A 17,955-nucleotide genomic window follows, 5' to 3' on the forward strand; every position below is an offset into this window, starting at 1 on the left:
GGTGCGCAATGCGACGTGGAAGAAGGGTCGCTGCCGTCACGGCAGTGTTGGCATCGGCGCTCGCGGCCGTGAGCTCACCCGCGGTCGCGCAAGCCCAGATGGACCCGAACTATCACTGGCGCAACGACCCGCTGACCAAGGTGATGGCCGGCAAGCCGTTCGTGGACCGGGTGCTGCACCGCGTGTCGGGATCGTGGTTCGATGCGGCGCCTGTTTCACCGGGAGCGCAAGACGCGCTGCGGCGGGGCAAGTCTCTGTACGGCCCGGGCGCCCCGCTCTACGTGGGCGACTTCAGTATGTGCACCGCGGCGGCGGTGGGCACCGACAGCGCGGGGCGGATGGTGGCCATCACGGCGGGCCACTGCGGCCACCTGGGGGAGCCGGTCGCGGCGGCTGACTCGCTGCAAGCGGGCTGGTCGGGACGGATTGCCCGGAAGAACGACGCGCTCGACTACGCCGTCATCGAACTGGGCCCGAACGCGGAACTCACCGCGAGCTACAACGGTACGACGGTGCGTTCCGCCGGCGGTCGCGCCAACCCAGGCGAGGTGGTGTGCAAGAACGGTTACGCGTCGGGCGCGACGTGCGGAGCTGTGCTCGGCGCGGACTCCCAGCGCCACTTCACGCACCTGTGCGCGATGGCGGGGGATTCCGGCGCACCGGTTTATAGCGGTGAGCGCCTCGTGGGCATGGTCAGCGGCGGGCTGCTTCCGCCGGGACTCAACCTGCAGTGCAAGACGCCGCTGCAAGGCGCGCTGCACGCACCGACGGTGGTCACCAACATCGACGCGGTCATCGCGGACATGAACTCCGTGCCGGGAGTGGGGCAGGGGTTCGTCCTGGCGCGCTAGTTGCGCAGCCGGCCGAGCACTTCGTCGTGAAGCAGGCCGTTGGTGGCTACGGCGTCTCCGCCGTGGGGACCGTCCTCACCCGCGAGCGAGGTGAAGCGCCCGCCAGCTTCGGTGACCAGCACGGACAGTGCCGCGAGATCCCACAGCGAGACTTCGGGCTCGGCGGCGATATCCACGGAACCTTCAGCGACGAAGCAGTAGGAGAGGAAATCGCCGTAGCCGCGGAGGCGCCACGTGTCGTCCGACAGCGAGATGAGCGCATCGCGCAGACCGCGGTCGCGCCAGCCGCTCAGCGAAGAAATCGCGAGCGAGGCGTCGCCAAGCTTATCGACGCCCGACACCCCCAGCTTCTTCACACCACCACCCGCGAAGGTCCGCCACGCGCCGGTGCCGGAGCTGGCGTACCAGCGGCGGGCGAGGGCGGGAGCACTGACGACGCCGACCACGGGTTGGCCGTCCTCGAGCAGCGCGATGAGAGTGGCCCACACCGGCACACCCCGCACATAGTTCTTCGTCCCGTCAATCGGGTCGATCACCCACTGGCGCCCCTCGAAGTGGACGTCGCCGCCGAATTCCTCGCCGAGAATCGCGTCCGTCGGGCGGGCCTCCTCGAGTTTGTCGCGCAGCGCCTGCTCCACGGCGACATCCGCATCTGAAACCGGCGTCATGTCGGGCTTGGAATCGACCTTGAGGTCGGCAGATTCAAAGCGCGCGATCGTGACCGTGTCGGCGATGTCGGCGAGTTCGAGGGCGAGGGCGAGATCGTCTGAGTAGGTGGACATGCTCACCGACTCTAGTGCCCCGAGTCGGCGAGGAGGCTGAGCACGTCGTCGACGAGACGGCGGTTACCTGCGACGCACCACGTCACGCCACCTGCGTCGACCTTCACCGCGGCACCGCAGGCTGCTTCGACGAGCGCTTTGCCGGGCAGCCAGTCCCAGTCGGCGACAGAATGCTGCATCCATCCTCCAATGCCGCCGGAGGCGACGGTGGCGAGGTCGATCGACCCGGCGCCGAACATCCGCACCGTCGCTGCGCGACTCGCCGCGGCCATCCAGGCTCCGCGGATGCCGTCGTCAAGCATGACGCGCGGGTGGAGGTAGGTGGCGAGGGCGAGTTGGTCGAGGGGGGCGTCGACAAGCGGCGCGAGCTGGGCGCCGTTCTTTAACGACTCCCCGCCGTGCGCGGTCCACGTCGTTTTCAGTGCCGGGCGGTTGACTGCGCTGGCGACGATGCGTTCCGGGTCGGAGGGCTCACCCTCCACGAGCGCCACTGCCGAACAGAAATAGTCCGACCCGCAAGAAAAGTTGTAGGTCCCGTCCACTGGGTCGATGACCCACGTGCGGCCGCTCGCGGACGCTTTGGCCGCGCCTTCCTCGCCGAGCACTCCGTCGTCCGGGCGGAGGGCGGCGAGCACGTCGGCGACGAACTTCTCCGCGGCCGTGTCCGCCTCGGTGACGACATCCGACACCGACGTCTTCTGACTCGTCTCCAGCCCGCGGTTGCGCATGGACAGCGCGAGTTCGCCCGCCGTCTCGACGAGGGCGGGCGCGAGTTCGCGGTCTTCGGCGTGTTCCAAGTCGGCGATGAATGCGTGGGCTAGGTCGCTCATGCCAGCCATTATTGCGCCGTCCACTAGACTGCGCACGTATGCAACCGGAGACTAGCGCACGCATCCAATCGCTCGACGCGACGATGACCACCATCGAGAAGGTGATGGATCTCGACGAGATGGATTCGCGGGCCCGGGAGCTGGAGAGCCAGGCGGCGGACCCGAGCCTGTGGGACGACCCGGAGCACGCGCAGCAGATCACCACCGAGCTGTCCAACGTCCAAGCGCGGCTGCGCAAAGTGCGCGGCTTGCGGCAGCGTCTCGACGATCTCCCCGTGATGTACGAGCTCGCGGAGGAAGAGGGGGACGCTTCGCTTGCCGACGACGAACTCGCCGACCTCACCGGCGCAGTCGAATCCCTTGAGGTCACCACCATGCTCTCCGGCGAATACGATGCCCGCGAGGCGGTGGTGAATATCCGCTCCGGCGCCGGCGGCGTCGATGCCGCGGACTGGGCCGAGATGCTCATGCGCATGTACACGCGGTGGGCGGAGAAGAACGGCTACAAGGTCGACATTTACGACGTCTCGTACGCGGAGGAGGCCGGCATCAAGTCGGCGACGTTCGTGGTGCACGGCGAGTACATGTACGGCCAGTTGTCGGTGGAGCAGGGCGCGCACCGCCTCGTCCGCATCTCGCCCTTTGACAACCAGGGGCGCCGGCAGACCTCATTCGCCGAAGTGGAAGTGCTGCCTGTCGTCGAGCAAACCGACCACATCGATATTCCGGACTCGGACATCCGCGTCGACGTCTACCGCTCGTCCGGTCCCGGCGGACAGTCAGTGAACACGACCGACTCGGCGGTGCGCATCACCCACCTTCCCACCGGAATTGTGGTCACCTGCCAGAACGAGAAATCGCAGATCCAGAACAAGGCCTCTGCGATGAACGTCCTCCAGTCCAAACTCTTGGAGCAGAAGCGCCAAGAGGAGAAAGCGGAAATGGATGCGCTCGGTGCCGGCGGCAACGCCAGCTGGGGCAACCAGATGCGCTCCTACGTCCTGCACCCGTACCAGATGGTCAAGGACCTGCGCACAGAGTACGAAGTCAACGACCCGCAGAAGGTCCTCGACGGCGACATCGACGGCTTCCTCGAAACGGGAATCCGGTGGCGCATGGCCCAGCGGGAAGCCGGGGAGTAGACCGGCGGTCTGCCAGCGGCTCTGCCGCTACAGCGAACTCCACAGCACAGCGTCGCCGTACCAGTGGGTCAGATCGAGCGCGAGCTGGATATCGGACGCGCGCAGGGTGCCACGGTCGAGGATGTCCCGGAACCGCTTGTTGCGGTACTTGACCGTATTGGGATGGGTATATAGCTGTTTGGCGGCCTCGTCCGTGCCATGGAGCAGGAACAATCGCGCGCTTTGACGCAGCAGGGCCGCGTTGTGGTCCCGCAATGCCAGTTCGCCAGGTGTGAGCCGGACAAAGTTGGACGCGACGTCCACCTGGTCAACGAACGCCGCCGCGACAGCCGCGCCGGGAGCGGCGTAATCCACAATGCGGGGGACGGAGCACTCTGCGCGTTGCGCTAGCTGTTGAAAGCGGCGCGTGAGCGTGTGCGTAGGCGAAGCCGGCCGCTCCTTTAGCAGACGGACCAAATGCCACGCGCGCATCTTTGGGAAGCAGTCCCGCGATCAGCTCCGCGGGTCCACTGTCGCTCGGCGCGAGGTTGAGGATCGGGTTCTTCATCCACACCCACATCTCGCCGGGGCGGGGAAAGACGACTAGCACTTTCGAGGTCGATCCGAGTACACGGGCCATCTTCTGAGCTATCTCAACTGATTCACTCGCGGGGAGCGGCTCCGGCGACGGCATCCAGACAACCGCGGCTGCGTGTTGGCCGTCAAGAGAGTAATTCTCCACCTCGCCGGTTTGCGGTGCCTTCTCAGGTTCGGCGAGAATCGCGTTGACCGTTTCAAGAGTCGCCGTATTGCCGGGCAGGAAGAGGTTCTCTAGCTCTAGGTTGTAGACCTCGACGACTTTTCCTTGCACGATGAGCAAGAACTCGTGGCAGAGAGACATGGCCTCTTCGAGCAGATCGAAGTGGTCGGTCACCGAGGACACGGCATCCTGCTCCGCGAATTGCTCCTGAATGGTGACCAGCACCGCGCGCTCGATGGCGTTCTGCCCTTGGTGGTAGGCCAAGGTGAGCGTCGTCACCGAGTAGCCGTGCCGGGCGCAAGACTGGGCGAACCGGGTGACCCCTTCCGGCAGAGCCATGTAGTTGATCGCGTCGAGGTCGAGCCTGCCCTGCAGCAAGAGCACGAGGTTGGCGATGTTCGCGTGCACGCTGTCATAGAGGTCTTCCCGCAACGACGGAGCGATGTTGGGGAAGAGAGTGTCCTCTATATATTGCGTGACTGTGGAAACCAGCTCCTCGAAATTCTCTGACACTCGGTGAGCGAGAAGACCGAACTGGTCATCTTCCTGGCGTTCTGTAGCGTTCATCGGGTGGGGCGGCACCTAGGTTCGGCGGGCCTTGATCGCGCGGCTCGCCGCCTGCCAGCCGCTCATGCCGTGCACACCAGCGCCCGGCGGGGTCGACGCCGAGCAAAGGTAGACCCCGTCGATCCCGGTGAAGTAGGGGTCCGGAGCGAAGATCGGGCGGGCAAGCAGCTGAATCATGTCCGACGAGCCACCAATAATGTCGCCGCCGATGTAGTTCGCGTTGTAATCCTGCACCGCTTCCGTCGAGTAGGAGACCGATTCGACGATGATGTCGCGGAAACCAGGCGCGAACCGCTCGATCTGGGTGACGATGGCTTCCGTCGCGTCCCCGCGGTATCCGGCGGGGACGTGGGCGTATGCCCAAAGCGGGTTGTAGTCGCCGCTACTGCGCGAGGGATCGGCGAGGTACTGCTGGCCGACGAGGATGAATGGCCGGTCGGACAACCCGCCTGCTGCCGCGGCCTTTTCGGCGCGGGCGACCTCGTCTGCGGTCCCGCCGACGTGAACTGTGCCCGCCTTGCGGGCCTCGGCGTTCGTCCAGGGGACTTTGCCCTTGATGACGAAGTCGACCTTGAACGCGCCGACCCCATGCCGGAAGTTGCGGTAGGCGCGTCGCTGACGTGCCGGGAGCTCATCCCCGCAGATCTTCAACGCGATGGAAGGGCTGACGTCGAGCATGACTGCGTCGACGTTTCTAAGCTCCTTCAGTGACGTCACCTCGTGGTCGCATTCGACCTTTCCGCCCAGCTCTTCGAGCTCAGCGACCATGGCCGCAGCGATCGACCCGCTGCCACCTTCCGCGACCGGCCATCCTGCCACGTGGGCTGCGGCGGTGAGCAGGGTGCCGGCGGCCGAGCTCATCGGCGTGTCCAGCCGAGTCAAGTTGTGCGCGGCAACACCGATGTAGAGCGCCTGGGCCTCGTCCGAACGCCACCGTTTCGCTGACAGCTGTGCCGGCAGCGCCGCGTTCATTCCGAAGTAGCCGAAGGAGAGCGGGTACTTGGGAATGGTGAGCATCGGCCCGAACACGGAGCTCCCGATCTTGTCGAAGTTCGCAGCCATCGGCCCGAACGTCGCTTTCCACAGCCGTCCGTCCGAACCGAGTCCAGCGGACGTCCTCTCGATGTCCCGGTAGAGGACGCCGGCGCGGCCGCCGTCCAACGGATGGGCGAGGTCCACCTCGGGGAAAGCGAACCGCAGGCCGTGCTTGGCTAGGTCGGTCTCGCGGAAGAAGGGACTCACCACGGACATCGGGTGAACGGCGGAGCACATATCGTGGACGACACCGCTGCGCAGCGATTCATTGCTGCGCATGCCGCCGCCGGGCGTGGCCGCGGATTCATAGACAGTGACGTCGTATCCGTTGCGGGCCAGAGTGATCCCCGCGGCCAGGCCATTGGGGCCACTGCCGACGATTGCTGCTTTCATAGCGGTGCTCCTCGTTCTTAGAAGGCGATTGAAAGGTGGATCCCCCACGGCGCGGGAGGGCGCATGGGGAGAGGGGCTCTTTAGACCTGCGGAACCGGCTGCTGTGCGTCCCGAGTGTAAAGGGCGATGCGCTCGTGCAGGAACTGGCGGCCCTGGAACTCCGGGTCCGGGTTGACGGGGATCGGACCGTTGGGCAGCCACGGCTGTTCCGAGATGCAGTCCTTGACCTTCCACTCACCGGTTTCCAGCACGCCCAGCGCCATGTCGTAGATCACGTAGCGCTGCGTCGATTTGTGTAGGGGCTGCGATTCGACGTATGCGACGACGCACTCGCCCGGCTTGAAGTTGAGGTGCTTCTGCACGGACGGCCAGATGGTCGGGACGTGGAAGTGGCCTTCACCGAAGTTCCAGCCCAGCAGCCATGCGGACATGTACTCGCCTTCGCGCAGTTCGTAGCCATCGACGGCGGGGCCGAGCTCGCGGGTGAGCAGCGAGAGCAAGCCGCGGCCCTGGGAGTGCATAGAGCGCCACGCGAGGACCTTGTCCATGAGCTTGAACTTAGCTTCTTCGCCGAAGCCGGCCTTGATGATCTCCTCGGGCGGGGGGATAGCGCCCGGGTAGTCGGTGTACATTTTCTCGATGCCCTCCGGGGAGAAGGCCCACACGGTGCACGCCCAGTTGCCGGCGTACTGGCGCATGCTGATGAGGAACGAGATCCATTCCGGTTTGAGGTTGCCCAAGACGGGGCCAATCAGGACGCAGAAGAAGATGAATACGCCGGCCCAGACGCTGCTGATAGAACCAAGCCCGTAGCCCTCCCAAACCGGGAAGCCGAAGAAGATGAAGACTGTCAGCAGGATGTAGTGGATGTTCCACTCGAGCGGAACCGCGATCGGCATGGACAGGATGATGACGATGTGCATGCCGATGATGACGAACGCTGCAATGGCGGCCGCGTAGAAGTTGCCGGACAGCAGCAGGACCAGCGGGCAGATCAGCTCGACGACGGTTCCGAGCACGTGCGCCATGGCGAGGGACAGCCACGACGGCTGGAGGTCGTGCGGGTGCTTGCGGAAGAAGAGGCGGCTAACGCGCTTGCTGAGCATGTACGGAGCGTTGGCCATCATGACCGGAACGACGTACTCGAAGTGGCGGCCGAACTTGGACACGCCGGCACCCATCCAGACGAGGACGATGATCATCTTCACGCCAATGATGTAGTCGTGGGGGTTCAGAACCAGCGCGAAGAGTAGCGCGAGGAAGTACTGGTCGTTGCGCATGCCGAGGAAGAGGTGCTGGCAGCGGTACCCCAGGAACAGGATGAGAACGAGTGGAACCAGAATCGACCACATTGGCAGCATGCCGCCGTCTGCCCCCGGGATGTACTCGGCAACGTAATCGTGGTTAGTGGGTGGAATGACGATGCCTACGACCAGGGAAAGCGCCAGCGCGTAGTAGACGGCCACGTCCACGATCGAGCGGGTGTCACCGCCCTGGCCCGGCAGCCGTCCGCCGAATGGAGGGCGCTTGATCACTCCGACCTTCGACCAGTACTTGTTGGCTCCGAAGCGCGGCACGTAGTGGAAGCCCGCAGGGCCAGAGCTGGCGCCGAGACCGCAGAGCTCCCAGAGGATCGCGAACAAGAGGAACTTCTGGTAGACGATCGGCTCCGCCCACCAGTTGCTCACGTTGAGGGGGTTACCAACGCCAGCGAAAAGCGTCGAAACAGTCAAGCCGATGACCACGTAGGCCGTGCACTTGAACAGGTAGAAGAGCCTGCTTTGGGGAGCCGAGCCCGATCTCTGCGAGGCTCGCACCTGAGAGCCGCAGACGCTCACTCAGGCTAAGTTTCTTGTACTCCTCGTAGGGCGTATCGAGGAGGTCGGGTGTAGACCAAGCCATCGGTCTCTCCTTTCAATGTCTGGTTCTCCGATCCCGCTGCGCAAGGCGGGACCCGTTGTAGGTACCGCCCGTCTACCCCGGAGACCGTCTCCGGACTGTGATGTGGCTTACAGGATTGAGGCTTAACCATAAGAGGAGGCTGACACTCTCAACAATGTTTGTGTGGCTAAACAATTGAGCGATCTTTATGCCGCGCGTACAAAACATGGCTTTGACATGCAAGAACGAAACCGCCAGACATTTAGATGTGCAAAACAAAAGCGGTGGCGGCCACCTGAAAGAGGTGGCTGCCACCGCTTGAGCGAAAGAGGGGCGGGAGCGGATCCCGCAGGCGCGACTACAGCGCTACCGTGTAATCCGCCACGGTGTTGTCGGCGATGTCCTGCTCCGTCACTCCGGGTGCGAGTTCAACGAGCTTCAGCCCGTTCTCGTCCACCGTGAAGACGCACAGGTTCGTGATGATGGTGTCCACCGCGCCCTTGGCGGTCAGCGGCAGTGTGCACTCCTTGAGGATGCGCGAGGAGCCGTCCTTGCGGGCGACGTGGTCCATGATCGCGATGACCTTTCGGGCGCCCTTGACCAAGTCCATGGCGCCGCCCATGCCGGTCATCTTCTTGCCGGGGATGCTCCAGTTGGCAATGTCGCCGTTTTGCGATACCTCCATCGCGCCGAGGATCGCGGTGTCGACGTGTCCGCCGCGGATCATCGCGAACGATGTGGAAGAGCTGAAGGTGGCACCGCCCGGCAGGATCGTCACCGATTCCTTGCCGGCGTTGATGATGTCGGGGTCGACCTCGTCCTCGTAGGGGTAGGGACCAGTCTTCAGGATGCCGTTCTCGGACTGGAGAGTGATGTGGATGTCGGCGGGAATGTAGTTCGCCACCGCCGTCGGCATGCCGATGCCGAGGTTGACGTACTCTCCGTCCTTAAGCTCTTGGGCTGCGCGCTCCGCAATCTCCAATCGCGACCAGCCCTTCTTCGGCTCGTCGCTAGCCGCGGCTTCGCTCGCGGCGGGGGCTTCCTCTGTGGGCGCCTCTTCGCGCGGGCGGACCGTCGATCGTTCGATGAACTTGCTCGTCGCCTGCTCCGGTGTCAGCGGCAAGATCCGGTCGACGAAGATGCCGGGCACGTCGATCTCGTCGGGGTCCAGATCACCGGTTTCCACCATGTGCTCCACCTCGACGACGGTGATCTTCCCGCAGGTGGCGGCGTCAGCGTTGAAGTTGCCGGCGGTGCGGCGGAAAATCAGGTTGCCCTCCGGATCGGCCTTATGCGCTCGGAGCAGCGCGAAGTCAGTGATAACAGACTCCTCGAGAACATACGTCCGCGTCTCGCCCTTGAACTCGAATTCGCGGGTCTCGAGCGGCTCGGATGTCTTCACGAGCTCGCCCTCGGAGTTGTACAGCGACGGCAGGCCTCCGTCTGCGCGGGCGGTGTCCACGCCGGTCGCGGTGTAGAACGCGGGGATGCCGGCACCGCCAGCGCGCATCTTCTCGGCCAAGGTGCCTTGGGGGATGAGGTCCACTTCGATCTCGCCATTGAAGTACTGGCGCTCGAATTCCTTGTTGAAGCCAAAGAAGGAGCCGCAGAACTTGCTCACCTGCTTCGACTGGAACAGTGTGGAGAGACCGAGGTGCCGGTCGTCGATCATCGTTCCAGGGTTATTCGAGTAGACCGTGAGGTCCTTGACTCCCGTTCCGACGATCCCATCGAGCAGAACGAGCGGGTTGCCGCAGACACCGAAGCCGCCGACGGCCAGCGTCATGCCGTCTTCGAGTCCCTCGAGCGCCTGTTCCGGGCCATCGACGATTTTGGAAAAAGTCATAAGGCTTCCTTTCGGGAATTGGATTTCAAAAGTGGTTAGCCGAGAAAGTCGTCTTTCGCGATATTCCGGAGAGTCGGTTTGTCGACTTTGCCCACCGGGTTGCGGGGGAGGTCCTCCACCGCGGAGATATGCACGGGCCACTTCACCTTTGCCAGCTGCGGGCGGACGTGGTCGAGGATCGCGTCAGTGTCCACCGCGGACGGGTTCGAGTTGCTCACGTACGCCACCGGCACCTCGCCGAGCACCTCGTGCGGAAGCCCGACAACTGCGGACTCGACGACGTCCGGGTGAGTGTTGAGAGCGGCCTCGATCTCGGACGGGTAGAGGTTCTCGCCGCCGCGGATGATCATGTCCTTGATGCGGTCCACGAGGAACAGGAATCCGTTCTCGTCGAGGTAGCCGACATCGCCGGTGTGAAGCCAGCCATCGACGATCGTCTTCGCGGTTTCCTCGGGCTTGTTGAGGTAGCCGACCATGACGTTGTCGCCCTTGATCACCACTTCGCCGGGCTCGCCGACCGGTAGGAAGTTGCCGTCCTCATCCATGATCCGGACTTCCTGGCCGGGAAGAGCGCGGCCGACGGTGCCGGAGGGTGGGTCGTCGTCAAGCCGAACGGCGGTGGAGCCGACCGTTCCTTCGGTGAGGCCGTACGCCCCGCGGATCTTCACGCCGTACTTCTGCTCGAACGACTCGATGAGCTGGATCGAGGCGGGAGCGGCGCCGCAGACAGCGAACTTGAGGCTGGAGAAGTCCACGCCGGAGTCGGGCGGGAGCTGCAGCAGGTAGGCGAATATCGCCGGTACCGCGGAAAAGTACGTCGGACGGTACTCCGCGACCGCGGTGATGAACTCCATGGGATTGAATCGGTCGAGGATGCTCACCTTGCCGCCGCGGCTGTAAGGAGCGAGGAAGCTGACCAGGATCGCGTTGGAGTGGAACAGCGGCAACGGCATGAGTGCGTTAATCTCTCCGCCCATGTCCAGCGCGCCCGAGATGCTGTTCACCATCGCGTTCAGGTTCTTGTGGCTGAGCAGCACGCCCTTCGGGCGGCCGGTGGAGCCCGAGGTGTAGACGATGAGCGCGATGTCGTCGGGAGTGGGCAAGTCAGGCAGAGCCAGCGGGGAACTGGAATCCTCGTGGGTCGGGTGCTGGCCGGAAACAGCGAGTTCGAACAAGGGAAGGACCCGGGCGCCGGGGAAGCACTCTTCCGGTTGGCGCGCAGCGAAGTCGTTCGTCGTCACGACGACCTTCGCGCCGGAGTCCTCGACCTGGTAGGCGGATTCGGTCGCGGTGAACGTCGGGTTCATTGGCGTCACTGCCGCGCGGAGGCGCCACGCGGCACCCATCACGGTGAGGAGTTCAAGGCGGTTGGGCAGGAACGTGGCGACGACATCCCCGGGGCCGACTCCCAGGGTGGACAACTGGCGGGCGAGGATCTCGACTTCCTCTGCGAATTCTTGTCCGGTGAGCTCACGGAATGAATCCCGCAGCCGAGTTCCTTCGATGCCTTGGTGCAGTTCGTGCCATGGTTGGTAGCTGTAGTCCGCCACATTTCCTCCTTGGTTGTGATCTGTTTAACAGCCACTATAAAACCTTTCTAAGCAAAACATCTTGAAGTTTCCTGATCGGCTCAGAACATCCTGTGTCACCTGCGATTTTTAGGGGCGAGATTTCTATTACGGGAGGCTCGCGAACTAGAGTGACGTGAGTGATCACCTTCTCCAACGTGACAAAGGTCTACCCGACTTCGACGCGGCCGGCGCTCGACAACGTCTCGCTGACCATTGATAACGGCGAGTTCGTCTTCCTCATTGGCCCGTCCGGTTCGGGCAAGTCCTCGTTCCTCGAGCTGCTCATCCGCGAGGAGAACGTCACCTCTGGGGACATCCACTTCGACGGGTTCCATGTGAATGCGCTCAAGGGGAAGGATGTCAACAAACTCCGGCAGTCGATCGGTTACGTCTTTCAAGACTTCCGTCTGCTGCCCAAGCTGTCCGTCTACGACAACGTCGCTTTCGCGCTCGAAGTGATTGGCAAACCGAAGTCGAAGATCGAGAAACTCGTGCCGGAAGCGCTCGAAATCGTTGGCCTCGACGCCAAAGCGAACCGCATGCCGGGCGAGCTTTCCGGCGGCGAGCAGCAACGCGTCGCCATCGCCCGCGCGTTCGTGGACAGGCCACCGCTTTTGCTTGCCGACGAACCCACCGGCAACCTCGACCCCTCCACCGCCGACGACATCATGGCGCTGCTCGCCCGCATCAACAGGATGGGCACGACAGTGGTGATGTCCACCCACAACGCGCGCGCCGTCAACGACATGCGAAAGCGGGTCATCGAGCTCCATTTGGGCAAGGTCATGCGCGACGACGCCCACGGCATCTACGGGGTCCACGGCTCCACCAACGTTTAAGAGTTCTCGAGAGGAGGAACGCAATGAACTGGAACTTCATCTTCCGCGAAGGTTTCCGCGGCCTGGGCCGCAACCTCACCATGACTATCGCGCTGATCATCACCACCGCGCTGTCGCTCGCACTCGTCGGCACCGGCATTCTCATTTCGCAGGTGACCAGCAACACCAAGGACCTGTACCTCGACCGAGTCGAGGTCATGGTGGAGCTCGATGAGAAGATCTCGGTGGAGGACAAGGACTGTTCGTCGCAAAGCTGCATGCAGGTCCGCGACAAGCTGCAGAGCGACGACCGCATTGAATCGGTGACCTTCCGCAACCGTGAGCAGTCCTACGACCGCTTCGTCGAACTGTTCAAAGAGTCGGACCCAGCTCTCGTCCAAGAGACCTCGCGTGACTCAATGCCCGCCGCGCTCCACGTGCGGTTGAAGGACCCGACGGACACATCGCCTATCGACGCCGTCCGCGACCTCCCGCAGGTCACCTTCGTCGCCGACCAGGCGAGCGACGTGCGCAGCACCGCTGATTCCATGGACTCTTTCCGCAACGCCACGTTCCTCATCGCGGCGGCTCAGGCGCTGGCGGCGATCTTCCTCATCTCCAATATGGTGCAGCTCGCGGCGTTCAACCGGCGTGAGGAGATCGGCATCATGCGCATGGTCGGCGCCACACGCTGGTTCACCCAGGCGCCCTTCATCCTCGAAGCGGTCATCTCCACGTTCGTCGGCGCCATCTTGGCTACTGTCGGGGTGTGGTTTGCCAAGGCCCACGTGGTCGATCCGATGCTGACCAGGGTGTACGAGAACTTGCTCGTGGCCAAGCTGCCGGACTCGGCGGTGTGGACCGTGATGCCGCTCGTTGGACTCGGAGCCGTTATCGTTTCCGGCGTCGTCGCCCAGATCGCGTTGCGGTCGTACGTACGGAAGTAGCGCTATGGGAAAGAAAAAGAAGAAGTCCGACGGCAGCAACGTCATCGCCGCGAACCGCAAGGCGCGGCACGATTACACGATCCTGGACACCTACGAGACGGGAATAGTCCTGCAGGGCACGGAGATCAAGTCGCTTCGCGACGGCAAGGCATCCCTCGTCGAGGCCTACGCCACCATCGACGATGGGGAAGTCTGGCTCCGTAACCTCCACATCCCCGAGTATTCGATGGGATCGTGGACGAACCACTCGCCGCGCCGCACCCGCAAGCTGCTCCTGCACCGCCGCGAGATCGATTCGCTCGAGGGCAAGCTTCGCGACGGCAACCGCACCCTCGTCCCCCTGAAGCTCTACCTCAAAGACGGCCTCGCCAAGGTCGAGCTCGGACTCGCCCAGGGCAAGCAGGATTACGACAAGCGCCGCGACATCAAGCAGCGCACCGAAGACCGCGAGATCGCGCGCGACCTCGGACGGAAGTTCAAGGGGATCAAGGCGTAGGTTGTTTCCGGCTTTCTTCGAGTGCGTAACCTAACCGCGAGGGCGGTGTGATTTTCTCAGATTCATGATGAGAACCGCCACCGTAAGCGCTACCACCCACAAGACGGGGGCAGCTTGGACATAATCGGTCCAGAAGGTGGGACCAGCCGAAACGATCTTTCCCGGGAAGGGTTCGGACTCAGACCCAAGCTGACGGTAGGGGACAAACACGGTGGTGAAACCCATTGGTAGAACCCCGAGCACCGTAGTCTGGACTGCTCCCCATTAGTTGGACTGAGAAATCAGTTACCGACTAGTGGGGAGCAGTTCAGCGAGAGGGGGTCTTTGCGTTGATTACTCCGCCGCGGCAGAACCTTCCTCGGCCAGTCCGATACCTTTGGGCCGAGAGGAGGTGCTACGGACTCCACGTCCACGCGGCATGAACCCGAAGATCGCGTAACCGACGATGAACAGGAGGCACAGCGTGGTCCAGATCGTGCCGAGCCACGGGGTGGTTTGGGAGAGCTCGTCGATTCCGCGAGACGACATCGCGCGCCACACCGGGTAGGAAACGAACGGGATATGGAAGCAGACGATGGCCGCGAGGGACGAGAGGCCAGCGAGGGCGCCTTCAAGCGAAGCGCCAAAGCGGTCGGCAGCCCACTCGTTGACGGCGAGGAAGAACACCACGCTCAGGGGCACGAGCCAGACGAAGTGGTGGTACCAGGAAAAAGGGGACACCAGGCAGGAGCTGATGCCGGTGAGCGCGAACGCCATCGAGCGGTTGTTGCGCAGCATTGCCGTGCGCAGCGCGAGGCAGGTGAATACGAAGATAACGATCACCGAGAGGATCCACACCGTGCCGCCCTCCAGCCCGAAGGTGCGCTGCATCACGGAGAGGACGGATTTGGACCCCGTGTTTTCGGAACTGCCGACGCGCGAGGAATCGAACATGGCGTGTTGCCAGAAGTGGCGGGCGTCGGGCACGAAGGCGAAACCGATGATCACGGTTGCGAAGAAGGTCAGCACCGAGATGACGGCGGCCCACCAGCGTTTTTGAAACAGCAGCACCAAACCCATGTAGGCCGGGGTTAGTTTCAGCCCTGCGGCGATTCCGATGCCCATCCCCGGCAGGCGCCGGCTACCGGGCAGGATGTCGAGCGCGACGAGGAGCATGAGGAAGATGTTGATCTGCCCGAAGAAGAGCGTGCCGTGGACAGCTTCGTTGCCGATGCTGGCGCACGACAGCAGCACGCAGACCAGGAGGGTCAGTGGGGTGAGCTTGAAACCTCGCTCGCGAAACACCAAAGCGATGATCACCGCGAGGGCGGCAAGCATCCCGATCTGCCATAGGATGATGAGTGCGTTGTCCGTCAGATACGCGAACGAGGTAAACAGCACACCTGCAAACGGCGGGTAGGTAAACGGCAGGTCGAAGATGTAGGCCTTGTCGTACAGGTTCTCGCCCCGCAGCAGTGCCTGCCCGCCCATGCGATAGATCTCCAGGTCGAGGGGCACTCGCCAGCGCAACGCGTGGTCCTCGGGCTGGTGAAAAGTGCGGAAGACCATCAACGCGATCAGCGCGCTCAACCCGATGATCAAGGCGGGTGTACCGGCGAGCACTTTTTCCGGGGTGTCGGAGGCGCGGAAACGAGGTGGTGTCGCCGCGTGACGCGGTTGGGGCCTATTAACGACAGTCATTTGATGAACCTTTTGGGTGAGCTCCAACATCGGGCTCGTGGTGGGTGGGGGTTTCAACTGATCAGCTTGATTCGCTGTTTGCCACCTCATCGTTTCACAAAACCGTGCCCAGACCTGGCTTTGACGACCATCCGGCGAGCCGGATCTTCTCGAGCCGCGCGAAGCGTAGCGCGGCGCCACTCTTCGTTTACGTCGGTACACTAGATGTTGCATCGTAGGAAATACATTGAAGGGAAATAGTATGTCTACTTTTCAGGGCAAGGTCGCACTCGTTACCGGCGCAGGCTCGGGCATCGGCGCGGCGGTAGCCAAGAAGCTCGCCGCCGAAGGTGCGAGGGTAGTGGTGGCGGATCTGAAGGTCGATGCCGCCGATACGGTTGTTGAGGAGATCGTCAAAGCTGGCGGAGAGGCAGCGTCGTTCGAGATTGACACTGCCGATTCTGAGAAGAACAAGGAAGCCGTGGCGTTTGCTGTCAAGAAGTTCGGCTCCCTTGAGCTCGCTGTCAACAATGCTGGTATCGGTGGCACGTCCAACAAGGTCGGGGAGATGGATCTGGAGGACTGGGATAACGTCATTGCCATCAACCTTTCGGGCGTCGCCTACGGCAACCGCTACCAGATTGAGCAGTTCCTTACGCAGGGGAACACCTCCGAGTGCGCGATCGTAAACATGGCCTCGATCCACGGCACGGTCGCAGCTCCTGGCAATGCCGCTTACACCGCCGCGAAGCATGGCGTTGTTGGCCTGACCAAGAACGCCGCTGCTGAATATGGCGCGGAAGGCATCCGCATCAATGCTGTGGGCCCGGCATACATCGATACTCCGTTGCTCAAGAACCTGCCTGACGAAGCCCGCGAGGGCCTTATTGCCAAGCACCCGACCGGGCGTTTGGGCACGGCAGATGAGGTCGCCGCATTGGTTTCGTTCCTGCTCAGCGATCAGGCTTCCTTCATTACCGGTAGCTACCACCTTGTCGACGGTGGTTACACCGCTGTCTAGCGTTTAGCTGAGGAACGCACACGAAAAGGCCCCATCAAGGGGCCTTTTGCAACTACGTGACGGGTACTGGACTAGTGCTCGTCGTAGTGGTCGCCGTGAGCGGCGTGGCGGTGGCCGTCGTGGATGTAGTCCACGTGGTCGCCGTGGGGGACCGCGACGTGGCCGCAGCCCTCGCCGTGGGTGTGGCCGGCGTGCTCGCCGTGCTCGGTGTGCTCGGCCAGGATGCACTCGTCCCAGTGGCCGTCGTGGCTGCGGTGCAGGTGGCCGTCGTGCACGTAGTCGACGTGGTCGCCGTGGGGGACCGCGACGTGGCCACAGCCCTCGCCGTGGACGTGGTCGTGGGTCTCATGGATGGTGTGGGTGCTCATGGAACAATCCTTTCTCGCTGTTTTCAACTAGTTTCCATTAAACCCAGTTTCCAATTAGTTTTCAACAATGGGGCTAGATCGGGGGTGCTAAATCCAGTTGAACTCCACGTGGGTTGTGGTTCCCAGCGGCTCGACGTGCACGATCGTCCGCGCGCCTCCAACGGCCTCGTCCACGCCGTCTTCGACCATGTCGGCGTATTCGTGCGCGCGGTCCACATTCCACTGCCCGGGCACTTGCATGACGACGTTGACCAGGCGCTCACGCCCGAATGCAGCCGTGCGCACGTCGGTGAACTTGATTGCGTGCTGCTCTTCCACGCCGTCGAGGTAGTTCTTGATGGCGAGGCGCTCGTCCTCCGGCAGGGCCTCTGAGAGGAGGCTGACAAGAGAATTCTTGAGCAGGGTGTAGCCGGTAACGAGGATGTTGATTCCGACGGCCAGCGCGATGAGGGGATCGAGAATCTCCCACCCGGTCAGCCACACCAGCGCGATGCCCACGAGCACCCCGGCTGTGGTCCATACGTCGGTGAGGAGGTGGCGTCCGTCAGCGGCGAGAGTCGCGGAGCGGTGTTTCTTGCCCGCCCGCACCAGCGCTACGCCGACGGCGAGGTTCAACGCTGCGGCGAGCGTCGATAAGAGCAAGCCCACTCCGGCCTGCTCGATCGGCTGGGGATCGATGAGCCGCTGGACGGCGGTGTAGATGATGGCCACGGATGCGACCAAAATCATCGACCCCTCCACTTGCGCGGAGAAGTACTCGGCCTTGGCGTGACCGAAGTTGTGGTTGACGTCGGCCGGTTTCGCGGAGATTTTCAGCGCCCAGAGCCCGACGACGGCCGCGACGACGTTGATGAAGGACTCGATGGCGTCCGAGAGAAAACCCACCGACCCGGTGACCCACGCGGCGACGAGCTTGAGCACGATGGTGGCAACTGATGCGGCGATGGACAGCCACATGAATCGTTCCAGCAGCTTCTGTCCGTCGAGCACGGCGGGTCACCTCATTCCC

At 63.1% G+C, this 17,955-nt stretch carries 17 protein-coding genes; 6 read left to right on the forward strand and 11 right to left on the reverse strand.

The window, feature by feature from the left end; genetic code table 11:
- Positions 1-8: 8 nt before the first annotated feature.
- On the forward strand, positions 9-851 hold the full coding sequence (locus BLS40_RS10745) for a S1 family peptidase (RefSeq protein WP_092151947.1): 843 nt from the start codon (positions 9-11) through the stop codon (positions 849-851).
- On the opposite strand, the gene hisN is transcribed toward BLS40_RS10745, so the two are convergent.
- Positions 848-1,633 carry a histidinol-phosphatase gene (hisN, locus tag BLS40_RS10750; protein WP_092151949.1) on the reverse strand — a complete coding sequence of 262 codons (786 nt, stop codon included), beginning with the start codon at positions 1,631-1,633 and terminating at the stop codon, positions 848-850. The two genes, BLS40_RS10745 and hisN, sit on opposite strands and share 4 nt — an antisense overlap.
- An 11-nt stretch (positions 1,634-1,644) precedes the next feature.
- Positions 1,645-2,463 carry an inositol monophosphatase family protein gene (locus BLS40_RS10755; protein WP_231908461.1) on the reverse strand — a complete coding sequence of 273 codons (819 nt, stop codon included), beginning with the start codon at positions 2,461-2,463 and terminating at the stop codon, positions 1,645-1,647.
- A 38-nt stretch (positions 2,464-2,501) separates the two neighbouring features.
- Here BLS40_RS10755 and prfB point away from each other — a divergent pair, with 38 nt between their 5' ends.
- Positions 2,502-3,605, forward strand: a complete 1,104-nt coding sequence (gene prfB / locus BLS40_RS10760; protein ID WP_092151953.1) for a peptide chain release factor 2 — start codon at positions 2,502-2,504, stop codon at positions 3,603-3,605.
- 27 nt (positions 3,606-3,632) lie between these two features.
- On the opposite strand, the gene BLS40_RS10765 is transcribed toward prfB, so the two are convergent.
- The 6 genes from BLS40_RS10765 to BLS40_RS10790 form a co-directional block, all read right to left on the reverse strand.
- Positions 3,633-3,959, reverse strand: coding sequence for a helix-turn-helix domain-containing protein (locus BLS40_RS10765; protein WP_092151955.1), 327 nt, complete (start codon positions 3,957-3,959; stop codon positions 3,633-3,635).
- Positions 3,913-4,911, reverse strand: a complete 999-nt coding sequence (locus BLS40_RS10770; protein ID WP_092151957.1) for a hypothetical protein — start codon at positions 4,909-4,911, stop codon at positions 3,913-3,915. Before BLS40_RS10770 ends, BLS40_RS10765 begins: the two co-directional genes overlap by 47 nt.
- 15 nt (positions 4,912-4,926) lie before the next feature.
- A complete protein-coding gene (locus BLS40_RS10775; protein ID WP_092147106.1) occupies positions 4,927-6,339 on the reverse strand; it encodes a phytoene desaturase family protein in 1,413 nt (470 codons plus the stop codon).
- Positions 6,340-6,419: 80 nt separating this feature from the next.
- Positions 6,420-8,177 (reverse strand): DUF3556 domain-containing protein, encoded by a 1,758-nt coding sequence (locus BLS40_RS10780; protein WP_092151959.1) that lies wholly within the window; start codon positions 8,175-8,177, stop codon positions 6,420-6,422.
- 401 nt (positions 8,178-8,578) lie between these two features.
- Complete coding sequence (locus tag BLS40_RS10785) at positions 8,579-10,066, reverse strand: 3-oxoacid CoA-transferase subunit B (protein WP_092147115.1); 1,488 nt, start codon at positions 10,064-10,066, stop codon at positions 8,579-8,581.
- Positions 10,067-10,101: 35 nt separating this feature from the next.
- Positions 10,102-11,616: a class I adenylate-forming enzyme family protein gene (locus BLS40_RS10790; protein WP_092147118.1), complete on the reverse strand. Its 1,515-nt coding sequence runs from the start codon at positions 11,614-11,616 to the stop codon at positions 10,102-10,104.
- A 158-nt stretch (positions 11,617-11,774) separates the two neighbouring features.
- Here BLS40_RS10790 and ftsE point away from each other — a divergent pair, with 158 nt between their 5' ends.
- The 3 genes from ftsE to smpB are packed head-to-tail and all read left to right on the forward strand — an operon-like array spanning position 11,775 to position 13,898.
- On the forward strand, positions 11,775-12,476 hold the full coding sequence (ftsE, locus tag BLS40_RS10795) for a cell division ATP-binding protein FtsE (protein WP_092147121.1): 702 nt from the start codon (positions 11,775-11,777) through the stop codon (positions 12,474-12,476).
- 23 nt (positions 12,477-12,499) lie between these two features.
- Complete coding sequence (gene ftsX, locus BLS40_RS10800) at positions 12,500-13,402, forward strand: permease-like cell division protein FtsX (RefSeq protein WP_092147124.1); 903 nt, start codon at positions 12,500-12,502, stop codon at positions 13,400-13,402.
- A 4-nt stretch (positions 13,403-13,406) separates the two neighbouring features.
- Positions 13,407-13,898, forward strand: coding sequence for an SsrA-binding protein SmpB (gene smpB / locus BLS40_RS10805; protein ID WP_092147127.1), 492 nt, complete (start codon positions 13,407-13,409; stop codon positions 13,896-13,898).
- 333 nt (positions 13,899-14,231) lie between these two features.
- On the opposite strand, the gene BLS40_RS10810 is transcribed toward smpB, so the two are convergent.
- Positions 14,232-15,578: a glycosyltransferase 87 family protein gene (locus BLS40_RS10810; protein WP_092147130.1), complete on the reverse strand. Its 1,347-nt coding sequence runs from the start codon at positions 15,576-15,578 to the stop codon at positions 14,232-14,234.
- 241 nt (positions 15,579-15,819) lie between these two features.
- Here BLS40_RS10810 and BLS40_RS10815 point away from each other — a divergent pair, with 241 nt between their 5' ends.
- Positions 15,820-16,578 carry an SDR family NAD(P)-dependent oxidoreductase gene (locus BLS40_RS10815; protein WP_092147133.1) on the forward strand — a complete coding sequence of 253 codons (759 nt, stop codon included), beginning with the start codon at positions 15,820-15,822 and terminating at the stop codon, positions 16,576-16,578.
- 71 nt (positions 16,579-16,649) lie between these two features.
- Here the strand turns inward: BLS40_RS10815 and BLS40_RS10820 are convergent, their stop codons facing one another.
- Together BLS40_RS10820 and BLS40_RS10825 are read right to left on the reverse strand one after the other, a co-directional pair.
- Positions 16,650-16,946: a hypothetical protein gene (locus BLS40_RS10820; RefSeq protein ID WP_092147135.1), complete on the reverse strand. Its 297-nt coding sequence runs from the start codon at positions 16,944-16,946 to the stop codon at positions 16,650-16,652.
- Between the two features lie 87 nt (positions 16,947-17,033).
- Entirely contained in the window at positions 17,034-17,903 is an 870-nt protein-coding gene (locus tag BLS40_RS10825) for a cation diffusion facilitator family transporter (RefSeq protein WP_092151969.1), read from the reverse strand.
- Between the last annotated feature and the right edge of the window lie 52 nt (positions 17,904-17,955).

Origin of the sequence: Corynebacterium mycetoides, assembly GCF_900103625.1 — a bacterium.
Taxonomy (GTDB): domain Bacteria; phylum Actinomycetota; class Actinomycetes; order Mycobacteriales; family Mycobacteriaceae; genus Corynebacterium; species Corynebacterium mycetoides.